The organism is Parabacteroides sp. HGS0025 (genome assembly GCF_000969845.1).
Classification (GTDB): domain Bacteria; phylum Bacteroidota; class Bacteroidia; order Bacteroidales; family Tannerellaceae; genus Parabacteroides; species Parabacteroides gordonii.
Window position 1 is genome coordinate 179,491 of record NZ_KQ033904.1, and the last position, 11,744, is coordinate 191,234.

Sequence of the window (11,744 nt, forward strand, 5' to 3'; positions counted from 1 at the left end):
CATAATGAGACAGCTTTTTCACCTTTATACATTTATATCTTACTTACCATATTCTTCATACAGCATTAGCAAATGTGCCGAACTCCAACTGAAATGAGGAGCTTTCAAACGCCCCCCATTATGAGTATCATAGTTCTCATGAATAGGAGCATCTTCCTTCAGGCCTTGCAAACGGGTAAATACCTGATCGGTAAAGGCATCGGCCTCTTTTTTATATCCATACCGGCGAATTCCGGATATTCCGAAATAAACCTGATCCAACCAGATAGGCCCCCTCCAATAACCGGCCGGCATAAACTTTGGATTGTCGGCTGCAATTGTCGGGAAAGGAATATAGGTAGAGAACTTCGTCGTATCACTGAATATCTTCATTACGGCAGCAGCTTGCTCTTTCGATGCGATTTCTGCCCATAACGGGATGCAAGCTTCCGTTCCTTCCTCCATAACAGACGTACCATCCAGCCGTTTATCAAAAAAGAACCCCGGATCGGAAACAAAGAAGTAATCCTGTACCTGTGCTAATTTATCCGGTTCATCAAAAACAGCTCCGGCAACAGGTGCCAGTTTGGCTAACAACCGATGTTCAAGTGCCAGGAAAGCGTTCAGGTCGACAGACTCCTGATCCATACTCCATGCCCCCTCGCTATTCTTCACCATAACGGCATTGTCGAAACGGATCGCATTGTCCATTCCGCTCTCCCAGGCAGCAGCTTCAAGGGTTCCGTCGCAAGAGCCAAACTCGCAGATACCGTTATTATTATGGTCACGGTGAGTGAACCACCATTTATAGTAATGAAGTAACTTAGGATACATTTCTTTCACAAAGGCAGTATCACCCGTTGCTTTATAGATCTCATCCACAGCCCAAGCGGCCAGAGGGGGTTTGCTGTCACGAGCATTGTTCTCGGAAGCATCACTGTAAATACAGTCAATAATCATCCCTTCAGGTGTCTGATAATCAAACATGGTACGAACCTGGTCCTTCGCCAGTTCCGGAGCGAAACGTGCCAAAGCGACTGCATGTTTCCAGGAGTCCCATCCCCAAAAGCCCATAAAGTAACCTACCGCATGACTGGGGGCAACTCCATCATGAAACAGATCTCCACGTGCACTTTTCCAGTTGGCGATCAAGGTAACAACCGCTTTTACGGCTATCCTGTTATAAGCATCCGGCATATCCGGACGCAGTACTTTGTCCAGGTAACCTTCCCAGCGACGAGCCGTCTCTTCATGGTATCCCGAAGGGGAAGCCTGCACAACGGTAGCTCTGTGTAATACAGATTGCCTGGACGCTTCATTCTCAAAGAAAGAAATTACGACATCCGATCTCCCAGGGGTAAGTGTCAACGTTTCATATCCCTTTTCCGACGAAAGAATTCCCATTTCCGGACTGAATGTCAAAGCGACTCCCTCACCCGAAGGCCATGTCAGCAAAACCCGGTTCTTATCTGTCGTACAAACAACATCACCGGGCAAGACCTCTCCGGCAAAACGGAGTAAAGTTTTCCGGTCGGATGAACAAGTCAACAAAGCCGTCGATTTATCAACAAAGACCAGACGTTGTTCTATGCGTCCGGTTTTGGAAGAAGAAGACATATATAATTCTCCGGGAAAATAGGATACCGAGTCCGGTGTATAAACAGCATCCGGTTCCTCCCCATCGAAACGGACTTTCACCAAAGCATCGGAAAGCCACTGTCGCTTATTCATATCCAGATGGAAAGGGCCACAGAAACCATTTACCCACTGCTCCTGTTTCGGTATAGTAAACCCATACCATGCACCGGCATCAGTAAACCATCCCCTACAACGGGAAACGGAGTCCGGCGTATAACGTATGTTTAATATGTTACTATACTTACCGGCTGTTCCGGAAGAGGCTGGCTGCTGCACTGAACAACCTCCCCATCCTATCACAGCCAGCAATAAAGCACCTATAAACAAATTGTGTTTCATATCAACTACTTTAAATTATCTGTTCAATTTGGAGATCTCAACCAGGTCTGTTTGCTTATCGACAGGAATAATAAAGAAGCTATATTCCTGACTGACCGGTGTAATCGTATATTCCGGATGTGTCTGGGCTCCCCACGTATTATCTCCGCCAACACCCATTTGCTGCTTGTCGATATTTAACCAGACCATATCTTTCTTCTCAATGCTACCACCATGAATATGCTGTATACTGGATGGGATATATTCTATATCCTTCATCGGGAAGTTCCAGGCACTGACACCCAAAGGTTGGCAAGCGGATTTAACCAGAATACCATTTCCCGCCTGGTTCTGAAGGGCCACCCAGCGGACATCCGATTTATTGGCTGTCTCCTGTGCACGTACATAAGGATGATACTGATCCCATACAGAAGCTTTGTACAGATCTATATCGGCACCCGATTTACGATCCCAATAATTTTCCTGTGGGCCACGGCCAAACCAGGTCATCTGGTCGTATTCACCTTTCAAGATCATACGCATACCTACCCGGGGTATTTCCGGGAGTTGTTTTTCACCGGGAACAAAAGAATAGGCAGTCTTAATAATACCGTCGGCATATACCGTGTAAATGACGGAACAGGAAGACTCCTGCAAAGGCATATCATACGAAACTTTCACGATCACAGACTTCTTATCTGTAGAAACATCGGCAGAGAATTCTTTTACTACTAATTCATTACCGGCATTCTTCCACGTCTCGCTTCGGCTTCCCAGTTTATTTGCAACGTCATTGTCTGTTAGGGGACGCCAGAAGTTCGGGCGAAGTCCTTCCAACAGGTAATCATTACCATCAACAGCATAGCTGGTTATCTCACCATTCTTTTTTGAAAAGACAATCGACAGAGCCTTCCCTTTGATTGTTATATTTTCCGCCTCATCCATAGTCGACAATGTTTCGGAAGATACAGGTACAGGAACCGAAGAAGATACCACCGGCAATTTCCATTGTTCCGATGCTGCCAGATGTCCTTTAGGAACAAGAGGAGTTTCTTCTTTTGTCAAAGCTGAGATATGAAGGAAATACTCTGTTCCGGGTTCTCCTTTTATAGCAGGTATCTGAACCGGCACCTCTACCGATTGATGCGGAGCAATAACCGGAACATCCAGTTTTCCCTGAGAAATAATCTTTCCGTCAGCTTTTACAGTCCAAACATAATCATACACATCCGAAGAAACGAAGTCGTGACGGTTGGTCACTTTAATCAGACCGGCAGAGAACGGCACTCCTTCAAAATGCATATACTGATAGACTTTCTTCACTTCCCAGATATGCGGGTGCAAGCTACGGTCGGCTGCTACCAATCCATTCGCACAGAAATTAGAGTCGTTTACTATACCGACAAATCCCATGTCACCGCCGTAAGCCTGTATGTCATTTCCTTTCTTATCTTTAATAGCGAAAGTCTGGTCGACCCAATCCCAGATAAAACCACCTTGCAGGTTATCGTATTTATAAATCAGATCCCAGTAATCGTTCAGGTTCCCGACGCTATTTCCCATCGCATGTGCATATTCACAAAGAATAAGCGGACGAGGTTGCCGCTGATTCACCCACTGGCGAAGCAACCAAATACGCCCATACATCGGACAATAGATATCAGACAAACCTTTTACACCACCACCTTCATACTGAACGGGACGGCTGGCATCACGCTCCTTTGTCCAATGGTATAATATTTCAAAATGCTTGCCGTATCCCGATTCATTACCCAGGCTCCAGGTTATAATGGCTGTAAAATTCTTATCCCGTTCCACCATGCGCTCCATACGTTCCATAAAAGGAATATCCCACCCTTCCATATTAGCAAGTGTTCCGTCCGGATGAGCTTCCATTCCATGTGACTCGATGTTTGCTTCATCCACCAGGTAAAGACCATATTCATTACACAGGTCGTACCATTCTTCATGGTTCGGGTAGTGACAGGTACGAACCGCATTGATATTGAACTGTTTCATCAAACGGATATCTTCAATCATGCTTTCCACTGAGATAGAACGTCCTTTATGCATATCGTGTTCATGGCGGTTCACTCCTTTTATCAGGATCGGAGTTCCGTTCACCTGTAACATTCCGTTCTTCATCTCCACCTTACGGAAACCAAAACGCTGTACAAAAGATTCGGTCACTTTACCTTGTTTATCGAGTGTATTAACAACCAGCGAATAAAGATTAGGAGTCTCTGCCGTCCAATGTTTGATACCGGGGAAATGTTCTGTAAAGACAAAAATACTGTCTGTTTTCGCTTTCACGGTAAATCTTTCGGATGCTATTTCTTTCATCCCGTCAAGAACTTTCAGCTGAACAGCCGTACCTTTGTTTATCTTCCGGTTATCCAACGTTACTTTTACGTTCAGAAGACCATCCTGATAATCATTAACCAGGTCAGCAGATAGTTCAAAATCTTTTACCCGTTCCTGCGGACGGGCGATCAGTCTTACATCGCGCTCAATACCGCTATATTTCCAATAGTCCTGCCCTTCCAGATAAGAACCGTCGCTATATCGGTACACTTCAACAGCCAGTGTATTTTCTCCCGACTTCAGATATTTATTAATCAGAAACTCCGAAGGCAGGCGGCTGTCTTCCGCATACCCTACAAAATGGCCGTTTATCCAGCAATAATAGGCAGATTCGACACCCCCGAAATTGAGTAAGATATCTTTCCCTTTAAAATCAGCCGGTACGGTAAAGGTCGTGACATACGAACCTACCGGATTATAGTCTGTCGGTACATGAGGAGGCTCTGCCGGAAACGGATAACGTGTATCTGTATAAATGGGAGCATCAAAGCCCTGAAGTTCCCAGCTGCCGGGCACTTCGATGTCTTTCCAGTCCGTTACATCGTAACCTTCTTCATAGAAAGTAACCGGACGACTGGCCGGATTTTTAGCATAATGAAATTTCCAGGTTCCGTTCAGGGAATAGCGCTGTTCTTTCGATATATCCTTATGCAATGCCCCTTTTTCAGAAGAATAGGGGACAAAATGAGCATGTATCGGTTCTCGGTTGATCTGATTAACCCGTTGATCCTCCCACTCTTTGGATTGGGCTTGCAAAGCGAGACTCACCAAAAGCGCACTGGCTGTATAAAAAAGATGTTTCATACATTATTGATTTAATAAGAAAGGGTGCCTCCCGCATGAGGCGAAGAGACACCCGATTATAATTATAGTTGTGTCTATGCTATTTTTACCAGGCTTGCATCAATGAAGCGCATTATTAGTATTTATTTCCTGAATAGGTATCGGATAGAAATTATTCTTATCAGGATTAAAGTCACGTCCTACCGCCTTCAACGCTTCCTGTGTTTTACCCCAACGGCGAAGATCATAAAAACGAAGGTTTTCCAACGGGAATTCCAGTAGTCGTTCGTGTTCGATCTGTTCACGAACCTGTGCCTGTGACGTTCCCTTCATATCCGGCATATCCGCCCGTTCACGCACCTGATTGATCAGGGAAATAGCTTCAGTTGTTTGTCCCAGTTCATTCAACGCTTCGGCTTTCATCAGCAGGACATTTGCATAACGCATCAGCGGAATATTCGGTGCAAAGTAATTGTTTTCCATACCTTCATAATCTGTCGGCATAAATTTCCGGAATGCAGGCTTATTTTTACCTTCAAACCATTCATCATATGTATATCCATATACACGTCCAGCCTCCGGATCATTAAAATAATCGCACTGGAAGAAAATCGTTTCATACAAACGACTGTCGTAACGGCCTGTTGTTGCAATCTGTCCTTCCTTCATGTATTCATTCATCAACATATTATTCGGAAGGATTTCATCCCAGCCCCAAAGTTCGGAACAGCCGATCCAGCGATGAAGCTGTGTTTTATACCAGGCACCATTCGCATCCGACATCGACATCTGTAACTCAAAAATACCCTCCTGCGAATTCTTATTACTACCATCAAACATAGATTTGAAGTTCTTTACCAGGTCATAGCCTTTTACATTATTGAAAGCATCTACAGCAGCCTTTAATTCTGAGTCTTTGTTGGCAGATTCTTCATAAGCTCTTGTCAGGTGAGCCCAACCGATATAAGCATAGGCAGCCCCTTTGGTTGCACGTCCCAACTGGTCGGAAGTACGGGTTTCCGGCAATGCGGTAGCCTTGGTCAATTCACCGATAATAAAATCCCATGCTTCTTCACGTGTAGCCAACGCTTTATCCAACTGGTCGGTCGAGGAGATATAAGCATCACGAATAACAATCTCCTTCCAGTTCAAAAGAAGTTTCATATGATAATAACCACGCAGAAAATGAGCCTCATTCAAAATCGTATTCCGTTCTTCTTCCGTAATCTTATCAGCCGGAATATTCGGAACATTTTCAATTACCTGGTTACAGTAGTTTACCCCCCTGTAAGCATCCTGCCAGTAATAAGTGAACTGGGAATTACCATTCGTATAAGTAAAGTTGGCCAGCTCTACCCAGTTCGGATAATTCAGGGCATCGGAACCCAGGTTCACAATATCTTCACGATAAGCCTCTACCGGCCATTTTACTTCTGCAAAGCTCCAGGTATCGGTAAACGATTCCAGTTGAGAATAGGCTGCAGCCAGTCCTGCTTCCGCATCCGATTTATCACGCCAGAAAGAATCGGTTGTCAGTTGATCCGGTGATTGCACTGTCAGGAAATTATCACAACCGGTGATTGCTCCCATTAATAATAAAGTAGCAACGATATATTTTATCTTTTTCATTGTCTTTGTGATTTTAAATAATTTGTAATTAGAATGTAAGCTGTAATCCAACGATATAGGAACGAGTGAATGGATAAATTTCTTTATCGACACCAGTATTCAATATCTTTTCCGTAGAGAACTCCGGATCGATACCGCTATAATTTGTGATGGTAAACAGGTTCTCGCCACTTACATACAATCTTAACTTATCGACGAAAAGTTTTTTCAGCACTGTAGCAGGCAAGGTATATCCGATCTGCAATTGACGAAGGCGAACAAAATTCCCATTTTCCAGGAAACGGTCACTTTCACGTGAGTTATTATTCGGGTCTTGTAATACCGCACGGGGAACATTCGTATTTGTATTATTCGTTGTCCATGCATCCAGCGTAGATGCTAGCATATTAGTACCCGAACTCATTCCTTCAAAGAAATAACGGTTACCGTTATACAGTTTATGTCCCCAGCCACTTCCCAGTAAGAAAGAGAAATCGATGCCTTTATAAGAGAAACCGGCAGACAGGTTCGCTTCCAGTTTCGGCATACCGGAACCACAGGATTCCTTATCATCTTCGTCGATCTGACCGTCACCATTCACATCACGGAAACGGATATCTCCCGGGCGGGCATTCGGCTGCAGTAATTCACCATCTTTATTAACATGGGCTGATACTTCAGCATCATTCTGGAAAATACCATCCGCACGATACAGGTAGAAGCTGGCAATAGGTTCTCCAACAAGTGTCTGAGTCGGGAAGTGCTCCGTACCCCATTTCAAACCATCGCCATATAAAGCCTGCTTCGGATCGGAAAGTTCCAATACTTTATTGCTTGTTGTTGTCAGGTTCAATCCTACATTATAATCCCAGTCACCTTTTTTATCCGCCCAGTTGATCTCCATTTCAAAACCGGAGTTACGGATTTTACCTACGTTCATAACCGGATTATTCAATCCTACAGAAGGAGCCAGTTTCTTGGTGATCAACATATCCTCCGTTTTGTTATAATAATAGTTCAATGTACCGGACAAACGACCGTTCAACAGACCATAGTCGAAACCAATGTTCTTTGTATCGGTTGTTTCCCACTGCAGATTACGGTTAGCCAACCCGGTAGCAATACTTCCCGGCCAGGGGCTTGAACCATTTCCCTGTACACTACCCATCGACATATCATTACCGCTAGTGATCAATGCCTGGAAATCATAGTAACCAAGAGCCTGCTCATTACCCAGGCGTCCCCAGCTGGCACGCAGTTTTAAATTGCTGATCACGCCATCTTTCGGGAAAAATTCTTCCTCTGTAATTCTCCAACCTAAAGCAACTGACGGGAAAACACCCCAACGGCTATCCTTACCGAACTTGGAAGAACCATCTGCACGAACCGTAGCCTGAAGCATATAACGTCCGGCATAAGAATAATTCACACGGCCGAAGAAAGAGGCACGGTTATAATCGTACAATGAGCCGTCTCCGCTATAAGTTCCGCCTTTACCCGCTCCGATAGTAGCAAAATCAGGATCTAAAAATCCGGACGGTTTTTCAGAAGTCACCAACTGCCCGTCTTTTACCTCATACACAGTAGTTTTACCATCCACCTGTATTTCATTCCAGTTATATTTACGTATCTGGACAGAGTTACCGGCCATTACATTCAGGGAGTGATCTTTGAATTGTTTATCAAAAGTCAAGACGTTATCTATCACCTGGTCTTCCCAGTAATAAGATTTTTCATATTGGGAAGGATAATCCTGCTTAGCCTTTACGTCTGCCACATAAGCCGGCATATGACGTTTGTAACGATAATGTTCGCCGCGATAAGAATAGGCCGTCTTGAAAGTCAGCCATTTAGCTAAATGGATCGTCAATGCTGCATTTGCATCCATATTATATGTCTTGCCGCCACCCTGACGATAAGTGTAATCAGCCATCACGTTACGGTTGCTGGGCAGACCGTCGTGGTCTGTCAGTCCGAAGCCATATTCTTTCGTATCATCATAGACCGATACCAGCGGAGAAATACCATATACTTCTTTTAATGAGTACTGCGGTTGTTTTTCATCTTTAGCCATAAAAGACAGGTTGGCATCCAGATCAAATATATTCTTGGTGACGGCCAGTTTCATACGGGCATTATCCTGTTTAAAACTATTGCCCAACAAGATACCTTTATCATCCGAGTGATTATAAGATACGGAATAACGGGCTTTTTCACTTCCGCCGCGAACACTTACCTGATAGTTCTGTGTCAACCCGCCGCGGAACATCTCATCCTGCCAGTTTGTATTAGGATAAGAGGAAGGATTTGCCAGGTAATTTGTAATATAAGCCGGATAATCGACAGTCTTATTCGGATATTGCAGGTTATAATTATCATACATCTGCTTATGTACCTGCACATAGCCGTCGGAGTTCAGCAGTTCCAGTTGGTTGGCTACTTTTGAAAAGTTAAGATAAGCATTTACATCTACTTTCAGATCACCTTTCTTTCCGTTTTTGGTAGTCACCATAATGACGCCATTGGCAGCAGTTGAACCGTAAATTGCAGCCGCCGCACCATCCTTCAGCACTTCCATAGCTGCAATATCCTGTGGATTGACATTACTTATGTCACCGGGAAAGCCATCGATTATATACAAAGGTTCATTGTTTCCGAATGATTTCACACCACGTATCTTAACCGAGATACCTGCACCGGCATTCCCCCCCTTCTTCTGGATACTGACACCGGACACCTGGCCTTGTAACGCTTCTGCCGGATTAGTGGTTGCACGACTGGTCAGCTCCTCTACATTAACCGAAGAAATAGCTCCCGTTAAATCGCTCTTTTTCATTGTACCGTAACCGACAACAATAACTTCATCAAGCTTTTCGGCATCTTCCGATAATCTGATTTCCAGACGAGGTTGTCCGTTATAGGTCACCGATTGTGTTGTATACCCGATATAAGAGAAAAGAAGTACATCCCCTTTCTTTACGGACAACTCAAAATTACCATCCATATCAGTGGTAGCCCCTTCAGTTGTTCCTTTTTTCAGGATGTTCACCCCGATGGCCGGTGCTCCGGTTTCATCATAAACAATACCTTTTACATTTGCGTTTTGAGCAAAACCTAAAAAGGGTAAAAGGGAAAGGAGCATCAAGACAATCGATGTCCTCAGGAAAGAACCGGTAGTTAACCGGGATTTACATTGCGATATTCCCATGACTGTTTTAATTAGATTAAATTAATAAAGTTTTGCTGCAAGAATAGCGGTTTATGATTCTTTTGTCAATACTTTATCAGCCTATCTAATCTCTACATATCACTGTAAAACGGTCTGTTTTTATCTACAAATACATTTCAAATCATACTGATTTTCTGCATATTAGTCTATGCAGATATACTACATCATATACTTTTCATATATTCAGTCAGACTCTCGTCCGTTTCCAGGTTCAGATGCTTACGCAAACGGTATCTGGCCATGTTTACGGTCTTGGGGGTCGAGTCTATTACGGATGCGATTTCTTTTGTCGATAAGCCTATGCGAAGTAAAGAGGCCAGGCGTTGTTCGTTTTTCGATAAATCCGGATGGAGCTTGGATAGTTTATCGATAAAGCGGGCATTCACCTCATCTATTAATAATTCGGTTTCAGTATTCCTTGCGTTGAACTGGGATATATATGCATTGATACTTCTTAGATGGGCATCCATTTCCGAGCCGGATAATTTATAACTCTCTTTAAGCATCGACTGAATGTTGGCCAATAAGTCATTGCGACTACGTACAAAAAAGGCGAAGTTCGTCAATTCATGCCGGTTATAATCTAATTCCTGCTGTGCGGTCTGGGTTTCCACTTCTGCCTGTTGCAATTTCAAAGCAATCAGTTCCCTCTCCTGCTCTTCCAGTTTTCTGGAAGCTTCCAATATTTGTATTTTCTTTTGTTGGCGAGTATGGAAAGTTACATATAATAATATAAGTAATACGGCAATGGCAATGAGTATCGCTATAAAACTCTGCATCCTCAGACTCTTGATCTGAAAGGCCTGTTCCTGGACTATCATTTCATGCTCTTTCGCTTTCAAACGTTTCTGAATGAGGTTCAGTTCTATCTGTCTCATCTCATCTTTTGCAGACAGGCTCTGTTCCATATCATAGAGATCTTTCAGGTTTGCATAGGCATGCGTATAGTCGCCCATCGCTTCGTGGATCCACGAAGCGTACCGATAATTATCGGTAATCAATTCTTTCGCATTGATTTTACGGGCATATACCATTGCGGTATCTAATGCAGCCAATCCTTTTTTATACTCCCTGGCATAGAAATACTGTGTCCCCAGATTATTATAATTTTCACCCAACGACCAGACAGTACCTAACGAGTCGTTGATAGCAATCGCTTCCCGCAACATCAGGATCTTTTCATTCGTATCTCCTTCATATAAACAGAGGTTATTGAGGTTTACAGCCACCAGCTTTCTTTCTCCCAGCTCTCTGTTTATCTCTAAAGCGGCCTTAAAGTTCTCTTCCGCTTTTCTATTATCCGGCACAAGTATATAAACCAGTCCACGAGCATTATAACACATTGCCAGACTTTTCTGATCATTGGCTTCTTTACAAATATCGATCGCCTTATCGACATATTGAAAAGCAGCATCCAAGTCCCCTAACTTCGTATAGCAACCCGAAAGGCGCACATAGATATAGGCACTCAGGTTAGGCCTGTCAGAAGGAACATTCTCCAGCGCATTGGTCATCGATTCAAAACCCATATCAAAATCACCCTGATTCATATAAGCTTCTCCCAGTGTCGACTGTGCCTTGGCTAGAAGACGCTTATCACCCTTTTTCTGTGCTTCGGTTATCGCCACATTAGAGTAATAAATCGCTTTGGAAGGATCTATTTTAAGCATTTCTTCTGCCTTACTGATTAAATCATCGATCGTATCTTCCGAGTCATTCTTTTGCGAAGACGCGGACAAACCAATTGCAAGGCAACATATAGTACTCCAAAGAAAGGCGGTTTCAAATAGTTTTTTCATCTAATCCTGCTGTTTTAATTTGACAA

5 protein-coding genes are annotated in these 11,744 nt (G+C 43.6%); all 5 read right to left on the reverse strand.

Features of this window, described 5'->3' with window-relative positions:
- Positions 1 to 39 precede the first annotated feature (39 nt).
- The 5 genes from HMPREF1212_RS23730 to HMPREF1212_RS23750 all read right to left on the reverse strand — a co-directional run bounded on the left by HMPREF1212_RS23730 (position 40) and on the right by HMPREF1212_RS23750 (position 11,718).
- The gene (locus tag HMPREF1212_RS23730; protein ID WP_046151411.1) at positions 40 to 1,956 is read right to left on the reverse strand and encodes an MGH1-like glycoside hydrolase domain-containing protein; all 1,917 of its coding nucleotides are present in this window, start codon (positions 1,954 to 1,956) and stop codon (positions 40 to 42) included.
- A 15-nt stretch (positions 1,957 to 1,971) separates the two neighbouring features.
- On the reverse strand, positions 1,972 to 5,103 hold the full coding sequence (locus tag HMPREF1212_RS23735) for a beta-galactosidase, LacZ type (protein WP_046151412.1): 3,132 nt from the start codon (positions 5,101 to 5,103) through the stop codon (positions 1,972 to 1,974).
- A 99-nt stretch (positions 5,104 to 5,202) separates the two neighbouring features.
- Positions 5,203 to 6,711, reverse strand: a complete 1,509-nt coding sequence (locus tag HMPREF1212_RS23740; protein ID WP_046151469.1) for a RagB/SusD family nutrient uptake outer membrane protein — start codon at positions 6,709 to 6,711, stop codon at positions 5,203 to 5,205.
- 28 nt (positions 6,712 to 6,739) lie between these two features.
- Positions 6,740 to 9,898, reverse strand: coding sequence for a SusC/RagA family TonB-linked outer membrane protein (locus HMPREF1212_RS23745; RefSeq protein ID WP_046151413.1), 3,159 nt, complete (start codon positions 9,896 to 9,898; stop codon positions 6,740 to 6,742).
- A 185-nt stretch (positions 9,899 to 10,083) separates the two neighbouring features.
- Positions 10,084 to 11,718 carry a tetratricopeptide repeat protein gene (locus HMPREF1212_RS23750; RefSeq protein ID WP_046151414.1) on the reverse strand — a complete coding sequence of 545 codons (1,635 nt, stop codon included), beginning with the start codon at positions 11,716 to 11,718 and terminating at the stop codon, positions 10,084 to 10,086.
- Between the last annotated feature and the right edge of the window lie 26 nt (positions 11,719 to 11,744).

What these genes read in the sequence shown, in the direction of transcription:
- HMPREF1212_RS23730 (WP_046151411.1), bottom strand. Translation starts at nt 1,956, where the DNA reads ATGAAACACAATTTGTTTATAGGTGCTTTATTGCTGGCTGTGATAGGA.
- HMPREF1212_RS23735 (WP_046151412.1), bottom strand. Translation starts at nt 5,103, where the DNA reads ATGAAACATCTTTTTTATACAGCCAGTGCGCTTTTGGTGAGTCTCGCT.
- HMPREF1212_RS23740 (WP_046151469.1), bottom strand. Translation starts at nt 6,711, where the DNA reads ATGAAAAAGATAAAATATATCGTTGCTACTTTATTATTAATGGGAGCA.
- HMPREF1212_RS23745 (WP_046151413.1), bottom strand. Translation starts at nt 9,898, where the DNA reads ATGGGAATATCGCAATGTAAATCCCGGTTAACTACCGGTTCTTTCCTG.
- HMPREF1212_RS23750 (WP_046151414.1), bottom strand. Translation starts at nt 11,718, where the DNA reads ATGAAAAAACTATTTGAAACCGCCTTTCTTTGGAGTACTATATGTTGC.